The organism is Massilia cellulosiltytica (genome assembly GCF_047325105.1).
Classification (GTDB): domain Bacteria; phylum Pseudomonadota; class Gammaproteobacteria; order Burkholderiales; family Burkholderiaceae_D; genus Telluria; species Telluria orientalis.
Genome location: NZ_CP168562.1, coordinates 2,917,630 through 2,943,641, shown reverse-complemented (window position 1 = coordinate 2,943,641; position 26,012 = coordinate 2,917,630). Strand labels below are relative to the sequence as shown.

Here is a 26,012-nt window from a genome sequence, read left to right as displayed (position 1 = left end):
GGGAATGCGAATAGAAAACCTGAAGGATTCTTCGCATAATAACCGGACCCATTCACCACCACAAGGACCACGATGACCACCCTCGCCACCGATCCCGTCGCCCCGCTGCTCGCGCGCCTGTTTGCCGAGGCCGATGCCGAATCGCCGCTGGCCGCCTGCCGCGACCTGCCGGAAGCGGAACTGCAGCGCCTCATGCGCAGCAAGACGGATTACCGCGACCTGTACGGCCGCCTGAAGGACCTCGCCCTGCCCGTCTCGCGCGGCACCGGCGTCCTGCTCTACATGCTGGCCCGCTCGAGCCGGGCCCGGACGATCGTCGAATTCGGCACGTCGTTCGGCATCTCGACCATCCACCTGGCCGCCGCGCTGCGCGACAATGGCGGCGGGCGGCTGGTCACGAGCGAATTCGAGCCGGCGAAAGTCGCGCGGGCGCGCGCCAACCTGGCTGCCGCGGGCCTGCTCGATCTCGTCGAGATCCGCACGGGCGATGCCCTGCACACGCTCGCCGGCGACCTGCCGGACGCGATCGACCTCGTGCTGCTGGACGGCGCCAAGGCCTTGTATCCCGACGTCCTCGCGCTGCTGGAACCGCGTCTGCGCGCGGGCGCTGCCATCGTCGCGGACAATGCCGACCACAGCCCGGACTACCTCGCCCGCGTGCGCGCGCCGGCGTCCGGTTACCTGTCGATGCCGTTCGCCGACGACGTCGAACTGTCCGTATGGACCGCGCGCTGACGCGGTCGCCTCGAATACAATACGCCGAGGCGTATAGTGCCTATGCACAGGATGCATGGTTCGCCGCGCGCCTTCGGCTCTAAGCTTCTCTACTCATAACGATGAGACAACCCGGTGCCGCGTCCAAGCAATGCGCGCCGGGGCCGATAACATAGAGGAGCAGCAGCCATGTCACAGCCTCAACTCCAGCGCGTCGAGCGCGCGGAGACTTTCACGTCCCCACCTGCCGCCAGCGGCAAAATCGACCAGTACTTCCAGATCTCGGCGCGCGGCAGCACGCAGCGGACGGAGGTGGTGGCCGGCGTCACCACCTTCCTCGCGATGGTGTATTCCGTGTTCGTCGTGCCGGGCATGCTGGGCCAGGCCGGCTTCGACGTCAGCGCGGTGTACGTGGCCGTGTGCCTGACCGCGGCCTTCGGTTCGTTGTTGATGGGATTCTGGGCACGGTTGCCGATCGCCGTCGGCTGCGCGATCTCGCTGACCGCCTTTACCGCGTTCGGCCTCGTGCTGGGCAAGGGCCTGACGCCGGCGATCGCGCTGGGCGCGGTGTTCCTGATGGGCGTGATCTTCACGGCGATCTCCATCACCGGCGTACGCTCGTGGATCCTGCAGAACCTGCCGTCCGGCGTCGCGCACGGCACGGGCGTCGGCATCGGCCTGTTCCTGCTGATGATCGCGTCCAGCGAAGTCGGACTCGTCGTCAAGAACGCGGGCGCCGGTCTGCCCGTCGCGCTGGGCCAGATCACGTCGTTCCCGGTCCTGATGAGCATCCTGGGCCTGGCCGCGATCTTCGGCCTGGAACAGCGCAAGGTCCCGGGCGGGATCCTGCTCGTCGTGATCGCGATTTCCGCCCTCGGCCTGGCCTTCGATCCGAAAGTGCACTTCACCGGCATCTTCTCGTGGCCGCAACTGAGCAGCCCGGGCCACGCTTCGCTGATCGGCGCGATGGACGTCAAGGGCGCGCTCAGCATGGCCGTGCTGCCCAGCGTGCTGGCCCTCGTGATGACCGCCGTGTTCGACGCCACCGGCACCATCCGCGCCGTCGCCGGCCAGGCCGGCCAGGTCGATGCGCGCGGCTACATCCACAACGGCGGCAAGGCCCTGACGGCCGATTCGGTCAGCTCCCTGTTCTCGAGCCTCGTGGGCGGCGCACCCGCGGCGGCCTACATCGAATCGGGCGTCGGCACCGCGGCCGGCGCGCGCACCGGCCTCACCGCCGTCGTCGTCGGCCTGCTGTTCCTCGGCCTGATCTTCTTCTCGCCGCTGGCCGGCCTGGTGCCGTCGTATGCCACCGCACCGGCGCTGATGTACGTCGGCCTGCTGATGCTGAGCAGCGTGGCGCACATGAACATGGACGACAAGCTCGATGCGCTGGCCGGCCTCGTATGCGCCGTGTTCATCCTCCTCTCCTGCAACATCGTCACCGGCATCATGCTGGGCTTCTGCACCCTCGTGATCGGCCGCGTGCTGGCCGGCGAATGGCGCAAGCTGAACTTCGGCACCGTCAGTATCGCCCTCGCGCTGGCCGTGTTCTACGCGGGCGGCTGGGCCATCTGAATCGTCCTCTCCCGGCGGCCGTTCGTCCCCATCCGCGGGATCCGGACGGTCGCCGCGCGGTCAACCGCGGCAGGCCTTCCACCGTTCTCTCCCTGTGATCCCCAAGGCGCCCGAATCCGGCCCAGCCGTATCGTACGCCGCAACTTTACGAGATTGTGTAACCTAAGTGACAACTTCTTACTAGGAGAACATCATGAAAGCCACCACCATTTCGAGCATCATGCTTGCTGTCGCCGTGCTGGTCACGGGTTGCCACAAGGCCGAGGACAAGAACGGCATGGGTCCGGCCCAGGAAGCCGGCAAGGCCATCGACGACGCGGGCGCCAAGGCCGCTGCCGAGTCGAAGGAAGCCGCCGCCAACGCCAACGCCGCCGCCCAACAGGCCGGCGAGAATGCGAAGGAAGCCGCCCACGAGGCCAATCAGAACGTGAAGGAAGCGGCCGACCGCGCCGGCGACAAGATGCAGCAGGCCGGCGCCGAAGTGCGCCAGGAATCGCACGAAGCCGCGCAGAACGTGAAGGAAGGCGCGAAGGACGCGACCGCCGCCACGGGCCGCGGCCTGGAACGCGCCGGCGAGAAGCTGCAGCAGGCCGGCAAGTAACGCATTGAACCGGGGTCCGCTCGCGAAGACAGGTATACTTGCTGGATGCGTATCCAGCTCTTCTCCGACCTTCACCTAGAACGCGACCCCGGGTTCCAGCCGACCATCTTCGCCGACACGGACGTCGTCGTCCTCGCCGGCGACATCGGCTCGTACCAGGCCCGCTCGCGCCTGGACACCGACGACTTCGGCCTCGGCCGTTTCGCCCCGGCCACGACGGGCGCCGCGGCGCGCGTCCTGTACGTCCCCGGCAACCACGAATTCGACGGCCTCGATTTCGCCGCCACGCAGGCGCGCCTGCGCGCGACCTGCGCCGCGCTGGACATCACGTGGCTCGACCGCGAGATCGTCACCCTCGGCGACGTCCGCTTCATCGGCACGACCCTGTGGGCCGACTTCGACGCCCTGGCAGGCTCCGAAACCGACATCGGGCGCCAGCTCAAGCAGCGCGACAAAGCGTTCCGTGCCGCGAACTACTACCTGTCCGGGAACACGACGCTCGTGGATGGCGTGCCGCTGCTGGCGGAAGGCCAGCGGGAACTGTCATTCGCCTGCCAGGCCTGGCTGCGCGACGCCCTGGCGACGCCGTTCGACGGCACCACGATCGCGGTCACCCATTACGCCCCGACCCTGCGCAGCGCCGACCCGCGCTACGGCATCACGCCCGGCACGGCGGGGTTCTGCAATGCGCTGGACGACCTGCTGCCGTTCGCGGACGTGTGGATGCACGGCCACCTGCATTGCGCGAACGACTATGTGGTCGAAGGCACGGGCTGGCGCTGCCGCGTGGTCGCGAATCCGCTCGGGTATGCGAACAAGGGCGAGCAGGCGGCGTTCCGGGAAGATCTCGTGATCGAGGTCTGATCAGCGCACACCCTGGTACATCAACCCACTGTCGTTCAACCCGAACCTGAACTTGCGGTTCATGGCGATGATCTCGGCGCCCGCCAGCAACGTGGGCCCGTACCCGTGCGCCGCCTTCACGCTCGTCGGCCGGTACGCATAGAACGCGGGATCGAACGCCATGCCCGTGCCCACGCAGATGCCTTCGATCTGCCCGTTCGGCTGCACCTTGCTGGCGACCGCGTCCCACGCGAGGTTCGCCATCGGCCCATAGGCCTGCGCGTCGACATAGCCCCGGTTCACGGCGCGCGCGATGGCGTACGCGTAGATCGCGGTGGCGGATGTTTCCTGGTACGTGTCGTTGCGGTCGATGAGCTGGTGCCAGAAGCCGTCCTTCGTCTGGTAGCTGGCGAGTCCCTTGACGTGCGCGCGTAGCTGGTCCAATACGGCCTTGTAATCCTTGTGCGTCTTCGGCAGCACTTCCAGCACCTCGACCATCGCCATCACGGCCCAGCCATTCGCGCGCGCCCAGTGCAGCTCCGGGTGGTCGCGCAAGCCTTCGACATAGCCGTGCATGTAGATGCCGAGGTTCTTGTTGAACATGCGCTTCGAGAACTGCAGCACCTGGCGCGCCGCGTCGTCGTAGTAACGCGCATCGCCCGTCGCCTTGCCGAGGTACGCGATGGTGGGCACGCCCATGAACATGTCGTCCAGCCACAGCGTATCGGGCAGCGGGCGCATTTTCACGCCGCCGCGGCCGTCCGGACCGCCGCGCGCCAGGGTGCCGTCCTTCAGCCGGTATTCCTTCTTCGTGACGAAGTCGCCGCAGATCGGGATCATCTGCGAATAGTCCACCGGCGACCCCTCGAGCTTCGCCTTCAGGAAGCTCTGGCACAACGCGCCGGCGTCGTCCAGCGCGTGCGGATTCAGGAAGCTCTTGATGGGCGCGGCGGCATGCTCGCGGTCGGCCAGCACGAGCGGCAGATACGTCTTCGTCAGCCGGGACAGCAGTTCGTGGCGCTTGAGCGCATAGTCCGTGTAGCGGCGGTCGCCCGTCGCGGCACCGGCGGCCAGCATGCCCGTGTAGGTGACGCCCCACTCATAGCTCGTCAGGCGGAAGTCGCCCGGCTTCAGCACGGCGTTCGCGTTCGGCGTGGACAGGTCCGTGATGGGCGCGCCGGTGCGCTGGTCGATCACCTCGGCCGGCGTGACCTTGTCCAGGTAGTCGAACACGCGGTCCAGCACGGCCTTGACCTCGGCCGCATCCATCGCGCGGTAAGGCGTCGGGTAATGCACGTCCAGCGCGTGCAGCATGGCGTCCGCCGCGGCCGGCCCCTTTTCCTGCGGGGCCGGCGCCTGTTGGGCCGACGCGTGCAGCGCGCAGGCGGCCAGCACCCCTGCCACGCAGGGCTTCAAACGGTTCTTCAAGCATGTCTCCTGTCAGTCGAGTCGTTGTATTTTCAGGTCGTCCACCGCCTGGCGCGACCACGTCGTGCGCAGCCCGAACCAGCCGGACGTCAATGGATGCGGGTCGCGATACGTGAACCACGTATTGCCGTCCACGCGCACGCGCGTGCAGCCCTCGTACACCGCGATCTCGATGCGGTAGTCGTGGTCCGGTTCCAGCAGATGCGCGCCGTTGGTGTACTCGGCGACCAGTTCGCGGCGGCCCGCGCCATAGCGGCGCATGCGCGTCGTCGTGTTGCGGTTGCCGCCGATGCCCACGTAGTACAGCGACAGGTCGTCGTAGTCCGCGAACTTGCCGCTGCGCGTAAAGAGCTCGGCGCGCCGCGGATCGCGCGCCATCCAGAACACGTTCAGGTCGGACAGGCGGTCGTTCTTCCCGCCGTCGACGAGTACGCGGCGCGTAAAACTGATCAGGACATTGCCGTACAGCGGACGGTCCAGCCACACGGTGGCGCCGCCGTCGACGTCCATCACGAGGCGCCCGTCCCGGTTCTCGACGACGTTGCCCGGCGTGCGCGCATACTCGGCCACCCAGCCCGCCAACGGCCTGCTGAAATCGTCCTGGAACAGCACCGCGCCGGGCCGGCCCCATGCGGTGCAGTCGGCGGCATGCGCGGCGCCGCACAGCGCCATCCACAAGATCAGTGCGGACCTCATTGCGCGGCCAGCGCGCGGTCGGCGAAATATGCGCTCAGCGGATTGCCCGGCAGCGCCTTCAGGCCGGCCACGACGCGCTCCGCGTTGAACTCGGCGCCCGCCGCATTCGTGTGCGTGCGCGCGTCGGCGAACAGCGTGTCCACCCTGGCCGCGCCGATCCGCCTGTAGCCGTCGGCCACGAGCAGCGTGAGGTCCATGAACAGCGCGCCGTTGGCCTCGGCGACCTGGCGGTCCCAGTCGGCAAACGACGCGAAGTCGCGGCCTTCCTGCCACCGGTCGCGGTGGGGCACGGGCGCCACGAGGACCACGGTGGCGCCCTTCGCCTTCGCATCCGCCACGTAGCGCGCCATGTACCAGCCGAAGCTGTGCACCTGTTCCTTCGTGCCGTCCGGACGCGTGTCCTCGACGGTCTCAGGACCGGTGCCCGGCGCCGACGCGCGGTTCTTCATCGCCGGGTCGCCGATGCGGCCGCCGTCGTTGTGGCCGAACTGGATCAGCACGACGTCGCCGCGCTTCAACTGGTCGCGCACCTTGTCCCAGCGTCCTTCCGTGAAGTAGGTGCGGCTGCTGCGGCCGCCGATCGCCGCGTTCACCACGTTGATTTTGCGGGCATCGAAGTACGCGGCGATGCGCTCGCCCCAGCCGATGGCGCCGTTCACGCCGCCGCTCTTCACCGTCGAATCGCCGACGAGGTACAAGGTAGGCAGGCTGGCGTCGCGCGGTGCCTCGGCGCGCACCGAGCGCGCGTCGACGACGGGACGGTCGTCCTCGCGCACGGGCGGCTGCGGATTCACGGGCGCCTGGGGCTTCAGCCACGCGGCGATGCGCGGATCGCCCAGCGCCTTCATGCCTTCCACCACGACTTGCGCATTCAGGACGGCGCCGGCCCAGTTGGTGTGCGTGTGCTCGTCCGGCGTCGTCTGCGGGAACAGCTGGACGACGGCGTCATGGCCCAGCGCGTCGTAGCGGCGCGCGATGCCCTCGTTCAGGTCGATGAAGCCGACATGCTCCGCCTGCGCCACCGCCGCGGCCCAGCCGCCGTACGTGTCGCGGTCGCGCTTCGCGTGGCCGGCCGCATCCCACTGCTTGTGCGGGATCGGCGAGCAGATGACGGGCGTGGCGCCCTTCGCGCGGATGTCGGCCACAAATTTGCGCAGGTACCAGCCGTAGGTGTGCACGGTCTCGTGCCTGTGCGTGAGGAGGTTGTCGATCTCCTCCGTCTCGTCGCCGATGCCGCGGATCGTGCCGCGTGCACGGCTCGTGTCGTTGACGGCGCCGGCGTCGTTGTGACCGAACTGCATCACGACGATGTCGCCCCGCCTGACGAAGGCCAGCGTGCGCTCCCAGTGGCCACTCGTGACGTAGGTGCGGCTCGAGAGTCCGCCGACGGCGCGGTTGACGACGTTCACCTTGGCCGGATCGAACCAGGCGGCGACCGGATTGCCCCATCCCCACTGGCCCGCCGCGCCCTTGCCCTGGCCGTCGTCGCGGCCGTTGCGGACCGTCGAATCGCCGATCAGGATCAGCGACGGCAGCGCTGGATTCGCGGGCTCCGGCAGCGTGACCTGGGCGCGGGCCGGGTCGGTATTGACGGCGGCGGGCAGCGGCTGGGCGTGGACGCTCGCGATGGCGAGGAGGATGAGCACGGCGTGGAGCAGTCGGCGCAGGGCGGGATGCAGCGGCATGGCGGGATTCCGTTGGTTGTTCTGTTCTGTTCTGCGTTGCATTCTATGCTCGCGCCGTCCGCCGTCAAAACGGGGGCGACTAAAGAATCAGGAAAATGATCGGTTGTGCGCAGCCGCCGCTGCAACAATGATCCGATTCCAACAACAAGGAGACCGCCCATGCGCCCATGCGCCGTATTCACATTGTGCTGCGCCCTGCTCGCATCCGTCGATGCTTGCGCCGCCATCGGCCAGCGCTTCCCGTCCGAACGGAAGGAAGTCGTCGATCCCGTCACCGGCACCCGCCTGACCTTTCTCACGAGCCGCCCGCATGGCGATTCGAAGATCTACCAGACGCACCCGCAGTGGACGGCGGACGGCCAGTGGCTGATCTTCCGTTCTCACCTGGCCGGCAACGAGGCGATGGCGGTCAATGAAAAGACCGGCGACATCGTGCAGGTCACGGAAGGCGGCTACGAGGGCATGCTGAACGCGGCCCGCAAATCGATGAAGCTGTATTTCCTGCGCCGCGCGGGCGACGACCGGCAAGTCGTCGAGGTCGACCTCGCGCGCGTGCTCGCGGACAGCGCGGCCGGCCGCATGGGCGACGCGGCCAGCTACCAGCGCGTGGCCGCGACCCTGCCTGCCTCGATGGAAGCCTATGGCGACACGGCGCTGGACGCCGACGAGGAATGGCTGTACGTCCGCGTCGGCCCGCACGAGGCGGCCCGTCACCTGGCGCCGGGCACGAAGCTGGAGCCCGCGTTCGGCCCGCGCAAGATGGGCGCCGGTCCCGCCGGCATCGCGCGCGTGAACGTGCGTACGGGCGAGGTGCGCCACGTCGTGTCGGTGCCGTTCCAGGTGGGCCACATCCAGGCGAATCTGTGGAATGCCGGCGAGATCGTGTTCTGCTGGGAGACGGGCGGCAAGTCGCCGCAGCGCACGTGGACCGTGAAGGCGGATGGCAGCGGCCTGCGCCCGCTGTACCCGGAAGCGTCGTACGAATGGGTGACGCACGAAGCGGTGATCGGCAAGGACGAAGTAGCCCTCGCCATCATGGGCCACCGCGCGATCCCCGGCGCGGCGGCCGCGGTGGACGCGCCGGGCACCGACGTCGGCGGCGCGAATCCCGGCCAGGACGACGGCTGGGGCCGGACCGGCACGCGTGAAAAGCCGAGCGGCCTCGCGATCGTCAACCTGCGCACGCGCCAGATGCAGATCGTCGGCCAGACGCCGTCCGGCAGCGGCTTCTGGCACGTGCACGGGTCCAGCGACGGCCGCTTCGCCGTCGGCGACGATTTCAGCCGCAGCCTGTACCTGATCGACCGCGCCTCGCACGAGATGATATTGCTGACGACGGGCCACAAGACGACGGCCGCCGACCACCCTCACCCGACGTTCAGCCCGGACGGCACGCGCATCGAGATCCAGTCCGCGATGCTGTCGGCGGATGGCCGCACGCTGAACATCTGCATCGTGCCGGTGCCGGAAGCATGGCTGAAACGCTGACCGTCCTACAGCCGTTCGACGCGCAGGTTACGCAGCTCGTACGGCGTGCCTTCGAGCTGGAAGCCGATGCGCCCGGTCGCCGGCTGCGCGATCGTGACGGCGTTCTGCGCGACGCCGTTGATCGTCACGTCGATGCAGCCGCCGCGCACCAGCACGTCCATGTTGTTCCACTCGCCAGGCGCACGCTCGCTGTCCGCGGCGACGTGCGCCTTGATCGGCGGGTAGGCGCCCGGCACCGTCGTCAGCGGTTCGTTGAACGTCGCACCCGCCATTGGCAGCAGGTCGCCGACCGCACCGTGCTTGGTCTGCACCTGGATGCTGTACGGCCACACGCCGTCCTTCGGCCCGGACGCCACGTGCAGCAGCACGCCGCCGTTGCCCGGCTTGCCGGTCCAGCGCCATTCCACGTGCAGGCGATAATCCGTGTACGTGTCGCGCGTGGCGATGAAGCCGGACGGCTTGCCCGCCACTGCGATGACACCGTCGGCGCGCGGCTGCCAGACGGTGTCCAGCGCGGCGACCGGCGTCGTCACGATATCCAATGCGCCGAGCGGACCATCGACGCGCGCCGGCGTCGACGCACACCCCAGCAAACCCGCGCACAACAGTGCGCTGCCCAACCATCCAAGCTTTACCATGTCAGGACCTCAAATGAATCGTTCGAATGAAACCAGGAGACGCACCATGAAACTCGTCGCCGGCACCCTGCTCGCCGGAGCCGTCGACGCCGCCTTCGCCACGCCGCAAATTCCCGCCACGGCCACGATCCCGCTGTGGCCCGAGGGCGTGCCGGATGCGAAGCCCGGCCTCGGTCCGGAACACGTCGACGACGGCCGCGTGTCCAACGTGAGCGAGCCGACGTTGACCGTGTACGGCCCCGCCGTCGACCGCCCGAACGGCACCGCCGTCATCATCTGCCCCGGCGGCGGCTACGTGCGGCTGTCCACGGCGCGCGAAGGCGAGCAATATGCGGCATGGCTCGGCACCCTCGGCATCACGAGCTTCGTGCTCAAGTATCGCATGCAGGAGTTCGGCCACCCGGCGCCGCTGCGCGACGTGCTGCGCGCCGTCCGCCTCGTGCGGTCCCAGGCGGCACGGTACCACATCCGCCCGGACCGCATCGGCGTGATGGGCAGCTCCGCGGGGGGCCACCTCGCGGCCAGCGCGGGCACGCTGTACGACCACCCGCTGGGCCGCACGGGCGCGGACCTCGACAGGATCAGCGCCCGGCCCGACTTCCTCGTGCTGATGTACCCGGTGATCACGATGGACGGCCCGGCGGTGCACGCCGGTTCGCGCAAGGCCCTGCTGGGTGCCAACCCGTCCGCGGCCGATGTGCGGCTGATGTCGGTCGAGCAGCAAGTCACGGCCGCCACGCCGCCGACACTCCTGATCCACACGCAGGAAGACCAGACGGTGCCGGTCGAGAACAGCATCCTGTTCTACCAGGCGCTGACGCGGGCGAAGGTACCGGCAGAGATGTATCTGTTCGAGCATGGGTCGCATGGGATGGGAATGCGGGCGGGGCTCGGGACGGCGTCGGCGTGGCCGAAACGGGCGGAGGAATGGCTCAAGGCGCGGGGGTTGCTCGACCCGGCCCGATAACGAATGGTCCGTAAAACGTCATTCCCGGACTGGCCGTCCGCCTTGGCGGGAATCCAGTTTCGCGCTGACGCAACGCGCGAAAAATTGGGGCCCCGCCTTCGCGCACTAGTGTCCGGAATATTGTTTTCAAAAACCGTCAAAAATAGCATCGTCCTTCCCGCGCAAGCGGGAATCCATACTGAGTATGCTAACTACGTTCCTCATTTCCACCTCGTTGGCTACAAAGAGTCGACTTCGAGCAGTCAGCATGGGTTCCCGCTTTCGCGGGAACGACGGTTTTCCCCTATGGCGGTCCTATTTTCGACGGTAAAAATTATTCCGGACAGCAGTGCGCCTTCGCGGGGGCGACGTTGGTGGCGCCGACGGTCACTCCAGATGAAACACCTGCCTCAAAGTCCACTCCTTCGGCCGGTTCCCCGGCTCCACCTCCATCAGCGGCGCCATGGCATCCCACCAGCGCCGCATGACGGGATGCTCGGGCAGCGCGGCGGCCGTATGGCCGTCACGCAGCTTCAGCACCGCGAACAGCTGCAACGCCGCCTCGTCGAGGAAGATCGAATAATCGTAGATGCCGGACGCGCGCAGCAGGTCCGCCAGTTCCGGCCAGATGTCGTCGTGGCGGCGCTTGTACTCGTCCACGTTCCCCGGCTTGAGGCGCATGATGAAGGCCCTGGTCTCGGTCATCGCGCGCCTCCCTGCGCCATGCGCTTCAGTTCCGCCGCCGCCAGCATGAAGCCGCCGACGCCGTAGTCGTAGCTGGACGAAGGACGGTAGAACGCCGGTTCGGCGCCCGTCTGCTGGATATTGCCGACGCGGCCGTCCGCGTACACGTTCTTCAGGATCCCGGCCCAGGCCTTCGCGATCACGGGCCGGTACTTCGCGCCGTCGAGCAGGCCGTGGTTCACGCCATACGCCATGCCGTACACGAACAGGGCGGAGCCCGAGATTTCCGGCAGCGGATACGTCTTCGGATCGAGCAGGCCCGCATGCCACAGGCCATCCGCGCCCTGCAGCGACGCGAGCTTTTCCGACATCTCGCGCAGCTGCTGCACATAGAAGCCGCGCTGCGGATCGTCCGCCGGCACGTAGTCCAGCACGCGCGCCAGGCCGCCCATCACCCAGCCTTCGCCGCGCGACCAGAAGATCTTCCTGCCGTTCGCCTCGCGCTTGTCCTTGTAGCTGGCGTCGCGCGCGTACAAATGCTCGTCCTTGTCGTACAGGAGATCGTACGTGCGCTTCCAGTTCAGGTGCATGTAGTCGAGATATCTACGCTCGCCCGTCGCCTTGAACATCTTGGCCCACACGGGCGGCGCCATGAACAGCGCGTCGCACCACCACCACGGGATGCGCGGATCGTTGGGCTTGAGCGTCGCCAGCGGCAGCAGGTCGTCCATCTCGGCCTTCGTCAGGCGCAGCATGCCCGGGTTCTTCTCCTGGAAGTACAGGTCGAGATAGGTCTGCGCGATCGACAGGTCGTCCGCGTTCGGCAGGCGGTCGCGCTCCTGGAAGTCGAAATGGCGCGCCATCGCGAGCATCGCGTCGCGGTATTTCGGGTCGCCGGTCGCTTCCGAGGCGGCCATGAAGCCCGTGTACATCACGCTCTCCGTCCAGATGCGCGAGAAGTAAGGCTGCGAGCGCGCGAGCTGCCAGTCGGCCACCTTGCGCAATGCCTTGTCGATCGCGGCGGGCGTCAGCTCGGGCGACAGGTCCGTCGCCAGCGGACCCGCGTCGGCCGGCGCGTCGCCGAAGTGGCGGCTGATGTCCTTGTCGATGATGGCCTGCATGGCGGGCGTCGGTTGCGGGTAGCCGGTCGTCTGCGCGAGCGCCGGCAGCGCCAGCGCGAGGCTTGCGGCCAGCAGGGTGAGTCGTCGGGTCTTGATCATGTCGTTCTCCATTTTTATTGGCCCGCACCCAGCAGCTTGACGGGGCCCAGCAGGCCGGCCGGCTGCGGTGCGATCAACGCCGTGTCCTGCGGGACGAAGCGCTGGCCATAGCGGGCCGACAGCAGCCGGTAATCCGGTAGCGCGTGGCCCGCCAGCGCATTCAGCGCAAGATTGGCGACGCGCACCTCGATGCGGTTACGGCCAGGCTGCAGGAAGCCCGTGACGTCGACGGCATACGGCGGATGCCACACGGCGCCCGCAAGGCGGCCATTGACGACCACCTGCGCCGCTTCGCGCACGGGACTGTCGAACATCGCGCGCATGCCGGCCGGGACTTTCGGCGCCGATTCCAGCGGCGTGCCGGGACCGAAATCCAGCACGAGCCGTGACGAGCGCAGTTGCGCAGCCGTGAGCTCGACGTCTTTTTCATAGGTGGCGACGCCCGAGAAATAGCGCGTCGCCTCGTCATCCGTCCACGAGCGCAGCGCGGCGAGACGTTGCGATTGCGCCCCGCCGGGGAAGCGCAGGCTCCAGTCGCGGCCCAGGTCGGCGATCTCCGTCGAGGCGGCCACCGGCGCCGGGGCCGGCGGCAGCGCGTCCGCCAGCACGAGCACGCGCGATTCGTACGGGGCCAGGTCGAGCGAGGCCGGCAAGGCGGCCGCCGTCATGCGGCCGCTGTCCGGATCGATCCACACGGCCGCCTTGCGCGCCGCCGCGAACGAGGCCTGCGCATGCACGGGCCGGTTGCTCGTATTCGCGATGAAATAGATGTCCGCGTCGCGCAGCTTGCGGCGCACGAAACCGACGTCGGAGGCCTGCGCCGACAGCTTCATGTCCGGCGCCAGCACGGCCTGCAGCGCGGCGCCGACGGCATCGTCGTGCGCGACGATGCGCACGTTCGGGCTCGCGAACAGCGCCCTGGCTTTCGCCGCCACGGCCGCGGACACGCGCGCCGCATCGCGATAGCCGGGCGCCAGCGACGGCGTGCCGCCCACCGCGATGATGTGCCCACCGCCGCGCACGTACACCGCCAGCTTGTCGATCACCTCGGGCGCGAGCCGCGTCACGTGTGGCAGTACGAGCACCGGGTGGCGCACGCCCAGCGCCAGGATCGCCTCGGCATCGGTGTAGTCGAGGTTCTGGCCCGCGTCGAGGATCTGCGCCGTCAGCGCCGGCGTCACGTGCGTGTGCATCTCGGCCGACAGCGACACCTTGCCCGGCACGAGGGCCGCATACACGTCGTCGTTCGGCAGCAGCACGGCAACCTGGTTCGCGGGCTCGCCCTGGCGCATCAGCCAGCTCATGCGGGTCAGATAGCCTGTCACCTGCGGCATCACGTTCCACCACGGGTTGTGGTCGTTGAACACGGCGGCCGCGTAGAACGCATACCCGGGTTCGATCGTGCCGGGCGGCGTGTAGGGCCAGCCGTGGCCGATGAACTGGTTCACGCCTTGCAGCAGCATGCGGTCCGCCTCCACTTTCATGTCCAGCGGCGTCGCGGCGAACGCGGGCGAATGGAGCCACGTCCACGTCTCCGCCGAGATCACGGGCCGGCCGTACAGGTGACCCGCCGACGTGGCGAGGCGCGTGAACGAGAATTCGCGGAACTGCGGCCCTTCGCCTTCGGGCAGCGCGACGAGGCGGTTGCTGGACAGCGACACGGCCGGCTCGCCATACGTCTGCGAACGGAATTGCGTGCCGTGTTTCTTCGCCCAGTCGTCGATGGGCGTCAGGTAGCGCTCATTGACGAGTTCCGTCTGCGTCAGCGCCCAGTCACGGCGCAGCGCGGGCGCGTCCGGCCCCTGCCCCGTGAACACGGCCGGCAGGTGCGGCACGATGTCGTAGCCCCGACGGCGCTTGAACTCCGCCGCGAAATCGTCGGTCCAGTCGGTGTTGTAGACCTCCAGGCTGTCCGAGAACACGGCATACGGCGGCGCATCGCCGAACGCTTTCATCAGGGGCTCGGCGACCGCGGCAAGGTGATGGTCGACAGCCTTGCGGCTCAGGTGGTCCAGCACGAAGCCTTCCGCGCCCAGCGCCGCGCGCTTGACCTGTTGGCCGGTGCGGCTGGCGATGTACACGACGACCTTGCGGGGCGCGTCGGCCGGCGCGATCGCCGCGCGGCCGTCGGCACCCGCCTGTACCTGCAGCGGTTTCAGCGACGCGGGATCGACGCCCGGGCCCACGAAGGCCGCGATCGGCTGTTCGCCGCTCATGACGGCCGGCAGTGCAAAGCTCGCCGCGCCGACCGGCACGTCGACGACGGCCTGGCGCAGCCGCGCCGCGGCCTCGCCGACCGTGACGTGCGGCCCGCCGTACGGCCAGCCGCTGGCCAGGGTCATGTCGACGCGCATGCCGTTGGCGCGGCCCGTGCGGTTGGCGAAACTCACCGCATCGAGGAATTCGGGAGACAGGTACGGGACGTTGCGGATGCCGCGCGCGGCATCGTCGAGCTCCATCGGGTACACGGGCTGGATCTCGAAACCGCCGATGCCGCCGGCCTTCATCGCGAGGATCTCGCGTTCCAGCTCGGACTTGACGACGGCGGGGCCGAACCACCACCAGCGCATCATGGGGCGCGCGTCGGGCGGCGGCGCCTGCAGGTGTCGGGCGACGTCGGCGAACGTCGTGGACGGGCCGGCCGCGTGCGCGGAGAAGGCGCACGACAGGGCGAGCGCCAGCAAGGGCTTGCTCATGGGGGGAACTCCTGGAGCGACTGATCAATAACCAACGTCGTTCCCGCGCAGGCGGGAACCCAAGTGTCGCGTGAACACGCGCAAAATTGGGCCCCCGCCTTCGCGGGGGCGACGGTCATTCACACGATCCCGCTGCTGCTCGCCCCCGCCTTCGCCGGCCGCGCGCTCGCGACCTTGTCCCGATACCCGCTGGCCCGGTAGCACGCCACCGGATCGGCCGCGCCGCCCGAGCGCACGCGCGCCATCGCCAGGATGGGCGACACGTCCGTGCGGAACGCCTGCTTCAGCGCCTGCGCCGACAGCAGCACGTCGTTCGATTCCTGCAGCTCCGCCAGTTGCGCACGGTCGACCAGCGCGGCCTGAACGTACGCGCGCTGAACTTCCACCGCGCTGTTCATCAGGCTCTCCACCGGGTCGGTCACGTTGTGCGACTGGTCCAGCATGTAGGCCGGCTTGAACGCAGGGCCTTCGCGCAGCGCCGCGTCGGCCAGCTCGTTGAAGACCAGGAACAGCTGGAACGGGTTGATCGAGCCGGAGTCCAGGTCGTCGTCGCCGTATTTACTGTCGTTGAAGTGGAAGCCGCCCAGCTTGCCAAACTGCGCCAGGCGCGCGACGATCATTTCGATGTTCGTGTTCGGCGCATGGTGGCCCAGGTCGACGAGGCATTTCGCCTTCGGACCCAGCGCCGTCGCGCACGCGAAGCTCGTGCCCCAGTCGGCGATGGTCGTCGCGTAGAACGCCGGCTCGAACAGTTTATGTTCGATGAAGACGTTCCAGTCGTCCGGCAGCGCCGCGTAGATCTCGCGCATGCTGTCCAGGTAGCGCTCCAGCGCGCCGCGCAGGTTGTGCTGGCCGGGGAAGTTGGCGCCGTCGCCGACCCATACCGTCAGCGCCTTCGACCCGAGTTCGCGTCCGAGTTCGATGCATTCGATGTTGTGCTTCACGGCCTGCGCGCGCGTGGCGCTGCTGTTCGCCGTCAGGCTGCCGTATTTATACGTGTGTTCCTGGTTCTGCTGGTCCTGGAAGGTATTCGAGTTGACGGCGTCGAAGGCGAGGCCCAGGTCGTCGGCCTTCTGGCGCAGCTCCTTCGCATCCGTCGGGCGGTCCCACGGGAAGTGCGGAGAGACCGCAGGCGTGGCGCGGGTCAGCTCGTTGATGACGGCGCAGTCGTCCAGTTTTTCGAACACGTTGCGCGGTTCGCCGCGGCCCGCGAAGCGCGCGAAGCGGGTGCCGCCCGTGCCCACGCCCCAGCTGGGGACCGCGACCGCGAAGCGCTGCGCGAGGGCCGTCAATGCCTCGATATCCTGGCCGCGGCGGGCCAGCATGCCGCCGAGCGCGTCGTAGTCGGCTTCCAGCCGGGTCGCCAGCTGCGCGTTATGGTCGGCCACCAGACCGGCATCGATGAGGGTCGTCATGTTGTCTCCTGTCGTCGCGGCACCGCGCCCGGCGGTGCCGCTGTTCTTCTGAATTGATATTATCGCGTGAATGCCGCGGCGTTGCCGGCATCCACGTTCAGCACGTTGCCGGTGCTCTTGCCCGACTTCTCGCTGATGAAGAAGTACACGGCTTCCGCGATATCTTCCGGGAACACGCTCTTCTTGAGCATGCTGCGCTTGCGGTAGAACTCTTCCACGTCGTCCGTGTCGATCTTGTTCGACGCGGCGCGCTCTTCCTTCCACTTGCCGTCCCAGATGCGCGAGCCGCGGATGACGGCGTCCGGATTGACGACGTTGACGCGGATGCCGTGTTCCGCGCCTTCCAGCGCGATGCAGCGGGCCAGGTGGATCTCGGCCGCCTTCGCCGTGCAGTACGCCGACGCGCCGGCCGACGCGACGAGGCCGTTCTTGCTGCCCACGAAGACGATACTGCCGCCCAGCTTCTGCTGCTTCATGATCTGGAATGCGTTGCGCGACACGAGGAAGTAGCCCGTGACGAGGATGTCCTGGTTGCGCTTCCAGACCTCCAGCGACGTCTCGTCCAGCGGCGCCGCGGAGGCGATGCCCGCGTTCGACACGAGCAGGTCGACGCCGCCGAAGCGCAGCGCGGCGGCGGACAGGATGCCGCCCACCTCCTCCTCGCTCGTGATGTTGGCCTGCACGGTCGCGACGTTGTCCTTGCCGGCGACCTTGACGAGGTTGTCCCGGGCGCCTGCCAGCGCATCGGCATCGATATCCGTCAGCATGACGCATGCGCCTTCCTGCAGCAGCTGGCGCGCCACGGCCTGGCCGATGCCGCCCGCGCCGCCGGTCACCAGGGCGATGCGGCCCGCGAGGCTCTTCGGCTTCGGCATGCGCTGCAGCTTCGCTTCTTCCAGCAGCCAGTATTCGATGTCGAACGCTTCCTGTTCCGGCAGGCCGACGTACTCGTCGACACCGTTCGCGCCGCGCATCACGTTGATCGCATTGACGTAGAATTCGCCGGCGATGCGCGCCGTCGCCTTGTCCTTCGCGAACGACAGCATGCCCACGCCCGGGATCAGGTAGATGATCGGATTGGCGTCGCGGATCTTTGGCGACGTGTCGCGCTTGCAGCGCTCGTAGTACGCGGTGTAGTCCGCGCGGTAATCGCTCAACGCCTGATCGAGACCGGACACCAGACGATCAAAATCGGGGGCGGCCGGATCGAAGTCCAGCACCAGCGGGCGGATCTTCGTGCGCAGGAAGTGGTCCGGGCAGGACGTGCCCAGCGCGGCCAGCGGCGCGAGGTCGGCGCTGCAGACGAATTCCAGCACGGCGTCTGAATCGTCGAAGTGGCCCAGCTTGAATTCCTGCTGGCTGATCTTCCCGCGCAGCAGCGGCATCAGGCGGGCGACGAGCGCCGCACGCTGATCGGCCGGCAGCGCTTGAGCGACCGGGCCGCCGAACACGGGTTGCCTGACGTTCGCGGCCAGCCACTCCTCGGCGCGCTTGATCATCGCGAGCGTCGTCTCGTAGCACGACTTGGCGGTATCGCCCCACGTGAACAGGCCGTGGCCTTCGAGGATGATGCCCTTCAGCTGCGGCTGCTCCTGCGACAGTTTCTCGAGCTTGAGTCCGAGATCGTAGCCGGGACGCTGCCACGGCAGCCATCCCAGTTCGCCTTCGAAGATCTTCTCGGTCAGCGCGCGGCTGTTCCTGCACGCGGCGATCGCGATCACCGCGTCCGGGTGCATGTGGTCGACGTGGCGGCGGTCGATGTAGGCATGCAGCGGCGTGTCGATCGACGCGGCGCGCGGGTTGAGGTCGAACGTGCAGTGCGGCAGGTAGCCGACCATCTCGTCCTCGTGTTCCAGGCCGCGGTAGCGCTGTTTCAGGGCCTGCAGCTTGTCCATGTACAGGGTCGAGAAGCCGTCCAGCTTGATCGAACCCAGGTCGCCGCCGGAGCCCTTTACCCACAGCACGTCGACCTGCCCGCCCGTGAGCGGATCCGTCATGACGATCTTGGCCGACGTATTGCCGCCGCCGAAGTTCGTGATGCGCAGGTCGGAACCGAGCAGATTGGAACGGTACAGCAGCAGCTCGGGCTCGCTCAGCGTGGCGGCGTGCTGGTCGTCCCAGCGCGACGTGATCGGTTCCTTGTGGGAGGTAGCGCTCATTGCACCCATAAATACGTCTCCATGTGTTTGCGTTGTGTGTCGTCTGGCCCGCGCCGTGAACCACGGTCGCGGCATCCGGCACAGTAGAATTCAGCGGCCCAATCAGTGTCAACGCGGAATCGATCAACATCGTGACCAAGAGCGATTTAATCATTTAGTTGATCGAAACGCGCATTTGAGCGCGCTGCGGCGGCCAAATAATCAACCGTTTGATCATTTAACGATTGACGGCCTTTCAACTCCTCATTACTCTTTTTCCCAGACGGCGCGACCCACGGTACGACGCTGTTCCCGCCGCACAACTACATAAACGGCATAGGAGGAGACACATGGTGAATCACAAACGCCGCAAGCGTTTGCTGAAACTGCTCGCCGAGCACCAGACGGCGACGGTCCAGCAGCTCGTCGAATGGCTCAACGCGTCACCGGCGACGGTCCGGCGCGACATCAGCTGGCTCGCAGCCCGCAACCTGCTCACCCGCACCCGCGGCGGCGCCGAGAACCTGCTTCCCAAGAAGCGCCAGTTCCCGCTGTCGAGCGAAACGTTCCAGAACAACATCCAGTGCTACGCCGCCCGCAAACGGGCCATCGCCCGCCACGCGGCCGGCATGTGCACCGACGGCGAAACGATCATCATCAACGGCGGCACGACGACGTTCATGATGGCCGAGTTCCTGGCCGACAAACACCTCAAGATCCTGACCAATTCGTTCCTGATGGCCGAGCGCCTGCTCGTCTCGAGCGAGAACGAGATCATCGTCCCCGGCGGGAAGGTCTACCGCGAGCAGAACGTGATCCTCTCGCCGTTCGACAACGACATCACCCAGCACCACTACGCCGGCAAGATGTTCATGAGCGTCTACGGCCTGTCGCTGCTCGGCCTGATGGAAGCGGACCCGCTGCTGATCCAGGCGGAGAAGCGTTTGATCAGCCAGGCGGAGGAACTGATCGTGCTGGCCGACAGCTCCAAGTTCGCGCGCAAGGCGGGCCTGATCCTGTGCGGCCTCGATCGCGTATCGACCGTCATCACGGACACCGGCGCCTCCGACAAGGCCGTACAGACGCTCGAGCAGTACGGCGTCAAGGTCGTCACCGTCGAACCGGACGAAGTGGCGCCGAACGTCGGGGCGCCTTTTTTTAATCCGCAGTTCGACCTGCAATCCGCCGCGCTGTTCCACCTGGACGCGCAGCTCGACCCGCGGCTGGACGCGCAACTGGAGGCCGCACATTGAAGCTTAAAACCACCCTGCTCGCGCTGGCGGCCGTCGGCGTCCTGGCCGGTGTCGCCGGCTGCGCCGAGAAGAAGCCGGAGAAGACGCGCATCGCGATGGTCGTGAAAAACCTCGGCAACGGCTTCTTCGACGCGGCCCACACGGGCGCCGACGAAGCGGCGAAACAGCTCGGCGACGTCGAAGTGATCTATACAGGTCCGACGACGCCCAGCGCCGAAGGCCAGATCGAGATCATCAACTCGCTGATCAGCCAGAAGGTCGACGCGATCGTGATCTCGGCGAACGACCCGAACGCGCTGGTGCCAATCGCGAAGAAGGCGATGCAACGCGGGATCAAGGTCGTCTCGTTCGACAGCGGCCTCGCGCCCGAAGGCCGGCAGATGCAACTGAATCCGTCGAACGCGCAACTGATCGGCGAGAAGCAGATCCAGATGGCGGCCGACGAGATCGGGGGCGCGGGCGAGATCGCGATCCTCTCGGCTTCCGCGCAGGCGACGAACCAGAACATCTGGATCGGCGTGATGAAGAAGGTGCTGGAAAAACCCGAGTATTCGAAGATCAAGCTGGTGGCCACCGTGTACGGCGACGACCAGTCGGACAAGAGCTACCGCGAGGCGATCGGCCTGCTGCGCAGCCATCCCGACCTGAAGGCGATCATCGCGCCGACCACCGTCGGCATCGTCGCGGCCAGCAAGGCCGTGGCGGACGAACACCTCGTCGGCAAGGTCTACGTGACGGGCCTCGGCCTGCCGTCCGAAATGGCGGGCCACGTGAAGAGCGGCGCCGTGAAGGAATTCGCGATCTGGAATCCGATCGACCTGGGCTACGCCGCCACCTACGCGGCCGACCAGTTCGTGAAGGGCAAGGTCGAGGCGAAGCCGGGTGCCAGCGTGTCCGTCGGACGGCTGGGCAGCGTCACGCTGGATGCCAATCGCGAGGCCGCGCTGGGGCCGCCGTTCACGTACAACGCGGACAACGTCGACAAGTTCGCGAAACTGTTCTGACCACCAGCCCGTCGTTCCCGCGCAGGCGGGAACCCATACTGAGCGACCGAATTCGGCTCAGCATGGATTCCCGCGTCCGCGGGAATGACGGCACACATGCCGACTATTACTCATGCCAGCCACCCAAACACCCCCGGTCCTCCAACTGACCGGCATCAGCAAGCGCTTCAACGGCATCCATGCCCTGAACGGCGTGAACATCACGATCCGCGCCGGCGAATGCATGGCCCTGATCGGCGAGAACGGCGCCGGCAAGTCCACGCTCGTGAAGACGCTCACGGGCATCTACCGCCCGGACGCCGGCACCCTGTCGCTCGACGGCAAGCCCGTTTGCTTCGCGAGCCCGCAGGAAGCGATGGCCGCCGGGATCACCGCCGTGCACCAGGAGACCGTCATGTTCGACGAACTCTCCGTCGCCGAGAACATCTACGTCGGCCGCCAGCCCGTACGGGCGGGGCGTATCGACTGGGCGCAGATCGAGCGCGAGGCGGAAGCCCTGTTCGCCCGCCTGGAAGTCGCTCTGCCCGTGAGGGCGCGCGTAAAAGACCTGTCGGTCGCGCAGCGCCACTTCGTCGAGATCGCGCGCGCCCTCGCCCAGGATGCCCGCGTCGTCATCATGGACGAACCGACGGCCGCGCTGTCGCAGCGCGAGATCCGGGAGCTGTACCGCATCATCGACCAACTGAAAGCGGCCGGCACCGCCGTCATCTTCATCTCGCACAAGTTCGACGAGATCTTCGAGGTGGCCGACTGCTACACCGTGCTGCGCGACGGCCAGTTCGTCGCCGAGGGGCGCCTGGCCGACATCACTGAACAGGAACTCGTCGCGCTGATGGTCGGCCGCGCCGTGCACCAGGCGTATCCGAAGGCGGAGGCCGAGATCGGCGAGCCGCTGCTCGTCGTGCAGAACCTGACCCATCCCACCGAATTCGACGACGTCAGTTTTACCTTGCGCCGCGGCGAGATCCTCGGCTTCTACGGCCTCGTGGGCGCCGGCCGATCCGAGGTGATGCAGGCGCTGTTCGGCCTGACGCCAGGCGTCTCCGGGTGCGTCACGCTGGACGGCCGGCCCGTGATGGCGCGCTCGCCCAGCGAAGCGATCGCGCTGGGCATCGCCTACGTGCCGGAAGACCGCCAGCACCACGGCGCGCACCTGACGATGCCGATCCAGCACAACATCACGCTGCCGATCCTGTCGCGCATCGGCTTCTTCCTGCGCGGCCGCGGCAAGCAGGAAGCGACCATCGCGCGCCACTTTGCGGAACAGCTGGAACTCAAGGCGAGCCACCTGACGCAGCACGTGGCCGAGCTCTCGGGCGGCAACCAGCAAAAGGTCGTCCTCGGCAAATGGCTCGCGACGGATCCGAAAGTGATCATCCTCGACGAGCCGACCAAGGGCATCGACATCGGCTCGAAAGCGGCCGTGCACCGCTTCATCAGCCAGCTCGTGGCGCGCGGGCTGTCCGTGATTCTCGTGTCGTCCGAACTGCCGGAAGTGCTGGGCATGGCGGACCGCATCGTCGTCATGCACCACGGCCGCGTGCAGCGCGAATTCCTGCGCCTTGATGCGACGCCGGAAGCGGTCGTCGCGGCCGCATCCGGCCTGACCATGGAGGCCGCATGAACATCCTGAAACAACGCGAACCGCTGCTGGCGGCGATGGTCGTGCTGCTCGTCGTGGCCGTCGGCCTGCGCGCACCGGTCTTCCTGTCGGCCGGCTCGCTCGCCAACCTCGTCACGGACAGCACGCTGCTCGTGATGCTGGCGCTCACGCAGATGCTCGTCATCGTCACGCGCGGCGTCGACCTGTCCGTCGCCTCGAACCTGGCGCTGTCCGGCATGGTCGCCGCGATGCTGGGTGCCCATTATCCCGGCTTGCCGCTGGCGCTGATCATGCTGGCGGCCGTCGCCGTGGGCCTCGGGCTCGGTCTCGTCAACGGCTGGCTGATCGGCTTCCTGGAACTGCCGCCCATCGTCGTCACGCTGGGCACGATGAGCGTCTACCGCGGCGCCGTGTTCGTGCTGTCCGGCGGCGCGTGGGTGTCGGCGCATCAGATGCCGCCTCACTTCATCGCGTTCCCGCTCGACCGCCTGCTGGGCCTCCCGCACCTCGTGTGGATCGCGGCCGCCACGCTCGCGCTCATGGCCTGGATCGCACGCAGCACCCGCTTTGGCCGCGACCTGTACGCCATCGGCAACGCGCCGCAATGCGCGGGCTACATCGGCATCCCGAGCCACCGGCGCCTGCTCGGAACGTATGCGCTGTCCGGTGCCGTCGCCGGCCTGTGCGGCTACCTGTGGGTGGCGCGCTATGCCGTCGCCTACACGGAAATCGCCTACGGCTTCGAATTCACCGTGATCGCCGCGTGCGTGATCGGTGGCGTCTCCATCGGCGGCGGCGTCGGCACGGTGCTCGGCGCGACGCTCGGCGCCTTGTTCCTCACCGTGATCAGCAACGCGCTGCCCGTGCTGCAGGTGTCGCCGTTCTGGCAAAGCGCCCTCACCGGCCTCGTGATCCTCGTCGCCGTCCTGATCAACGCCCGCGGCGCCGGCCGCCGCAGCCGCCAGATCCTGCCGCTGCACGGCACGGACGCCCAACCCAAACGGAGTGCCGCGTGAACCCGACCACCACGATGCAAACTGAAAAAACGTCGCGCTACACGATCCTCGACCGCGAAACGCCGCGCCTGAAAACGATCCTCGGGCGCTGGGAAAGCCTGCTGGCCATGCTGTTCGTCGTGGTCTTCGTCGCGAACAGCATCGCGCTGCCGCACTTCCTGGACCTGTACAACCTGCTGGACGGCACGCAGAATTTCAGCGAGAAGGCCTTGATCGCACTGCCGATGGCCTTGTTGATCATCTGCCGCGAGATCGACATCTCCGTCGCCGGCACCCTCGCGCTGTCGTCCGTCGCGATGGGCCTGGCGAAAGGCGCCGGCTTCCCGGCCGAAAGCCTGCCGCTCGTCGCGCTGGCCACGGGCACCGCGTGCGGCTTCCTGAACGGCGTGCTCGTGACGCGCTTCGCACTGCCGTCGATCGTCGTCACGATCGGCACCGTGTCGCTGTACCGCGGCCTGGCCAGCGTCGTCCTCGGCGACAAGGCGTTCACCGGCTATCCGCAGCTGATGGCCGACTGGGGCCAGGGCTACTTCTTCGGCATCGTCCCGCGCGAATTCGTCGTCCTGCTCGTGTGCGCCGCGCTGTTCGCCGTGCTGTTGCACACGACGAGCTGGGGCCGCCGCATCTACGCCATCGGCAACAACCCGGAGGCGGCGCGCTTTTCCGGCATCGCGGTGGACCGCTACCGCCTCGCGCTGTTCATGCTGACGGGGGCAATGGCCGGCCTGGCCGCCTTCCTGCTCACGGGCCGCATCGGCAGCACGCGCCCGAACATCGCCACCGGCTGGGAGCTGGAAGTGATCACGATGGTGATCCTGGGCGGCGTCAGCATCGCGGGCGGCGCCGGCACCATCGCCGGCGTGATGCTGGCCGTGCTCACGATGGGCACCGTCACGTACGGGCTGTCGCTCGCCAACATCCCCGGCATCTACATGACGATCGTCGTGGGCGTGCTGCTGCTCGTGACCATCGCGCTGCCGAAGCTCCTGCGCATGCGGCGCGCGCGGGGCGCATGATGCCGGACGCCCTGATCGTCCTCGACATCGGCAAGACGAACGCCAAGCTGGCGCTGATCGATGCCGGCGGCAAGGTCATCTCGGAGCAGCGCCGCCCGAACACGGTGCTAGCAGATGGACCCTATGCCCACCTCGACACGGACGGCCTGTGGGATTGGCTGCTCGCCACGTGCCGCGGGTTTGCCGCGCGGGCGCACGTGTCGGCCATCGTGCCCGTCACGCACGGCGCGACCGCCGCGCTGGTCGACGACGCGGGGCTCGTGCTGCCCGTGCTCGACTACGAGGCGGAGCTGCCGGGCGTCGAGTACGACGGTCCGTCCTACGACGAGACGCTGTCCCCGCGCCTGCCGGCGGGCCTGAACCTGGGCCGCCAGCTCGCGTGGCTGCAGGCGCGCTTCCCGCGCGAGTTCGGGCGCACCAAGCACATCCTCATGTATCCGCAGTACTGGGCCTGGCGCCTGTGCGGCGTGGCGGCGTCGGAAGCGACGTCGCTGGGCTGTCACACGGACCTGTGGAACCCGCGCACGCAGGCGTATTCGAGCCTCGTCGGCCGCATGGGCTGGACGGACCTGATGCCGCCCCTCGCGCCTGCGCACGCGGCGCTGGGCACGCTGCGGCCCGGGATCGCGGCCGCCACGTGGCTGCCCGCGGACTGCCAGGTCCTGTGCGGCATCCACGACAGCAACGCGTCGCTGCTGCGCTACCTCGGCCGCAGCGAAGGCACGGTGCTGTCGACGGGCACGTGGATGATCGCCGCGGCCTTCGGCAGCGCGCTGGACGGGTTGCGCGAACGGGCCGACATGCTCGCGAACACGAATGCGCTGGGCCAGCCCGTCGCGTGCATGCGCTTCATGGGTGGGCGCGAATTCGGCGAGCTGGCGGGCGCCACGCCGACGCCCTGCGGCGTCGATACGATCGAACGCCTCGTCGCGCAAGGCACGCTGGCGCTGCCCTGCTTCGCCGCGACGGGCGGGCCGTTCGCGGGCCGCAGCGGCCGCATCGAGGGCCCGCCGCCCGCGGACGCGCAGGAACGCTATGCGCTCGCGACGCTGTACTGCGTGCTCATGACGGATTACTGCCTCGACGCGCTGGGCGCCGCGGGCCCGCTCGCCGTCGAAGGCAGTTTTACGTCGAACCCGTGGTTCGGCCCCCTGCTCGGGGCGCTGCGCCCGCAGCAGCCGGTGTCGTATTCGGACGATGCGAGCGGCACCACCTGCGGCGGGTGGATGCTGCGTTATCGCGATGCGGCGCCACCGGGCACCAGCACCGCGATCGCGCCCTGCGCGCCCGCCGGACTGGCGGCCTACCGGGCCCGCTGGCGTGCTGCGCTCGGGTGACGGCCGGCACGGG

21 protein-coding genes are annotated in these 26,012 nt (G+C 67.9%); 12 read left to right on the top strand and 9 right to left on the bottom strand.

The genetic code is table 11. From position 1 onward, the window contains the following. The first annotated feature begins 72 nt into the window (after positions 1–72). From ACEN9H_RS12880 to ACEN9H_RS12865, 4 genes are all read left to right on the top strand, one after another. A complete protein-coding gene (locus ACEN9H_RS12880; protein WP_413675064.1) occupies positions 73–735 on the top strand; it encodes an O-methyltransferase in 663 nt (220 codons plus the stop codon). A 168-nt stretch (positions 736–903) separates the two neighbouring features. Beyond that, on the top strand, positions 904–2,292 hold the full coding sequence (locus ACEN9H_RS12875; protein WP_413675063.1) for an NCS2 family permease: 1,389 nt from the start codon (positions 904–906) through the stop codon (positions 2,290–2,292). Between the two features lie 193 nt (positions 2,293–2,485). Next, positions 2,486–2,893, top strand: coding sequence for a hypothetical protein (locus tag ACEN9H_RS12870; RefSeq protein WP_371769226.1), 408 nt, complete (start codon positions 2,486–2,488; stop codon positions 2,891–2,893). 45 nt (positions 2,894–2,938) lie between these two features. Next, positions 2,939–3,757: a metallophosphoesterase gene (locus tag ACEN9H_RS12865; protein WP_413675062.1), complete on the top strand. Its 819-nt coding sequence runs from the start codon at positions 2,939–2,941 to the stop codon at positions 3,755–3,757. On the opposite strand, the gene ACEN9H_RS12860 is transcribed toward ACEN9H_RS12865, so the two are convergent. Genes ACEN9H_RS12860 through ACEN9H_RS12850 form a run of 3 tightly spaced genes read right to left on the bottom strand, consistent with a single transcriptional unit; the run spans position 3,758 to position 7,545 of the window. After that, positions 3,758–5,164, bottom strand: a complete 1,407-nt coding sequence (locus tag ACEN9H_RS12860; RefSeq protein WP_413675061.1) for a glycoside hydrolase family 88/105 protein — start codon at positions 5,162–5,164, stop codon at positions 3,758–3,760. Positions 5,165–5,176: 12 nt separating this feature from the next. Further along, on the bottom strand, positions 5,177–5,860 hold the full coding sequence (locus ACEN9H_RS12855) for a DUF6250 domain-containing protein (RefSeq protein WP_413675060.1): 684 nt from the start codon (positions 5,858–5,860) through the stop codon (positions 5,177–5,179). Further along, entirely contained in the window at positions 5,857–7,545 is a 1,689-nt protein-coding gene (locus tag ACEN9H_RS12850) for a rhamnogalacturonan acetylesterase (RefSeq protein ID WP_413675059.1), read from the bottom strand. Before ACEN9H_RS12850 ends, ACEN9H_RS12855 begins: the two co-directional genes overlap by 4 nt. Positions 7,546–7,704: 159 nt before the next feature. Between ACEN9H_RS12850 and ACEN9H_RS12845 the strand changes: the two genes are divergently transcribed. Further along, positions 7,705–9,033, top strand: coding sequence for a hypothetical protein (locus ACEN9H_RS12845; protein WP_413675058.1), 1,329 nt, complete (start codon positions 7,705–7,707; stop codon positions 9,031–9,033). Positions 9,034–9,038: 5 nt separating this feature from the next. On the opposite strand, the gene ACEN9H_RS12840 is transcribed toward ACEN9H_RS12845, so the two are convergent. Then, complete coding sequence (locus ACEN9H_RS12840) at positions 9,039–9,671, bottom strand: DUF1080 domain-containing protein (RefSeq protein ID WP_413675057.1); 633 nt, start codon at positions 9,669–9,671, stop codon at positions 9,039–9,041. A 46-nt stretch (positions 9,672–9,717) separates the two neighbouring features. On the opposite strand from ACEN9H_RS12840, the gene ACEN9H_RS12835 reads away from it, so the two are divergent. Beyond that, complete coding sequence (locus ACEN9H_RS12835) at positions 9,718–10,638, top strand: alpha/beta hydrolase (RefSeq protein ID WP_413675056.1); 921 nt, start codon at positions 9,718–9,720, stop codon at positions 10,636–10,638. Positions 10,639–11,004: 366 nt separating this feature from the next. Here the strand turns inward: ACEN9H_RS12835 and ACEN9H_RS12830 are convergent, their stop codons facing one another. The 5 genes from ACEN9H_RS12830 to ACEN9H_RS12810 all read right to left on the bottom strand — a co-directional run bounded on the left by ACEN9H_RS12830 (position 11,005) and on the right by ACEN9H_RS12810 (position 18,800). After that, a complete protein-coding gene (locus ACEN9H_RS12830) occupies positions 11,005–11,322 on the bottom strand; it encodes an L-rhamnose mutarotase (RefSeq protein ID WP_413675055.1) in 318 nt (105 codons plus the stop codon). Further along, the gene (locus tag ACEN9H_RS12825) at positions 11,319–12,521 is read right to left on the bottom strand and encodes a glycoside hydrolase family 88/105 protein (RefSeq protein ID WP_413675054.1); all 1,203 of its coding nucleotides are present in this window, start codon (positions 12,519–12,521) and stop codon (positions 11,319–11,321) included. The genes ACEN9H_RS12830 and ACEN9H_RS12825 overlap by 4 nt, the downstream gene beginning before the upstream one ends. A gap of 14 nt (positions 12,522–12,535) precedes the next feature. Then, the gene (locus ACEN9H_RS12820) at positions 12,536–15,217 is read right to left on the bottom strand and encodes a glycosyl hydrolase (RefSeq protein ID WP_413675053.1); all 2,682 of its coding nucleotides are present in this window, start codon (positions 15,215–15,217) and stop codon (positions 12,536–12,538) included. Positions 15,218–15,336: 119 nt separating this feature from the next. Beyond that, positions 15,337–16,632 (bottom strand): L-rhamnose catabolism isomerase, encoded by a 1,296-nt coding sequence (rhaI, locus tag ACEN9H_RS12815; RefSeq protein ID WP_413675052.1) that lies wholly within the window; start codon positions 16,630–16,632, stop codon positions 15,337–15,339. 59 nt (positions 16,633–16,691) lie between these two features. Then, complete coding sequence (locus ACEN9H_RS12810; RefSeq protein WP_413675051.1) at positions 16,692–18,800, bottom strand: bifunctional rhamnulose-1-phosphate aldolase/short-chain dehydrogenase; 2,109 nt, start codon at positions 18,798–18,800, stop codon at positions 16,692–16,694. Positions 18,801–19,120: 320 nt separating this feature from the next. On the opposite strand from ACEN9H_RS12810, the gene ACEN9H_RS12805 reads away from it, so the two are divergent. The 6 genes from ACEN9H_RS12805 to ACEN9H_RS12780 all read left to right on the top strand — a co-directional run bounded on the left by ACEN9H_RS12805 (position 19,121) and on the right by ACEN9H_RS12780 (position 25,999). After that, positions 19,121–20,023 carry a DeoR/GlpR family DNA-binding transcription regulator gene (locus ACEN9H_RS12805; protein WP_056329878.1) on the top strand — a complete coding sequence of 301 codons (903 nt, stop codon included), beginning with the start codon at positions 19,121–19,123 and terminating at the stop codon, positions 20,021–20,023. After that, entirely contained in the window at positions 20,020–21,027 is a 1,008-nt protein-coding gene (rhaS, locus tag ACEN9H_RS12800) for a rhamnose ABC transporter substrate-binding protein (protein ID WP_056125520.1), read from the top strand. Before ACEN9H_RS12805 ends, rhaS begins: the two co-directional genes overlap by 4 nt. Positions 21,028–21,139: 112 nt before the next feature. Continuing rightward, positions 21,140–22,651 carry a sugar ABC transporter ATP-binding protein gene (locus ACEN9H_RS12795; RefSeq protein WP_413675050.1) on the top strand — a complete coding sequence of 504 codons (1,512 nt, stop codon included), beginning with the start codon at positions 21,140–21,142 and terminating at the stop codon, positions 22,649–22,651. Continuing rightward, positions 22,648–23,646, top strand: coding sequence for an ABC transporter permease (locus ACEN9H_RS12790; protein ID WP_413675049.1), 999 nt, complete (start codon positions 22,648–22,650; stop codon positions 23,644–23,646). The genes ACEN9H_RS12795 and ACEN9H_RS12790 overlap by 4 nt, the downstream gene beginning before the upstream one ends. After that, positions 23,643–24,662, top strand: a complete 1,020-nt coding sequence (locus tag ACEN9H_RS12785) for an ABC transporter permease (protein WP_413675048.1) — start codon at positions 23,643–23,645, stop codon at positions 24,660–24,662. The genes ACEN9H_RS12790 and ACEN9H_RS12785 overlap by 4 nt, the downstream gene beginning before the upstream one ends. Then, on the top strand, positions 24,659–25,999 hold the full coding sequence (locus ACEN9H_RS12780; protein ID WP_413675047.1) for an FGGY-family carbohydrate kinase: 1,341 nt from the start codon (positions 24,659–24,661) through the stop codon (positions 25,997–25,999). Before ACEN9H_RS12785 ends, ACEN9H_RS12780 begins: the two co-directional genes overlap by 4 nt. The last annotated feature ends 13 nt before the right edge of the window (positions 26,000–26,012 follow it).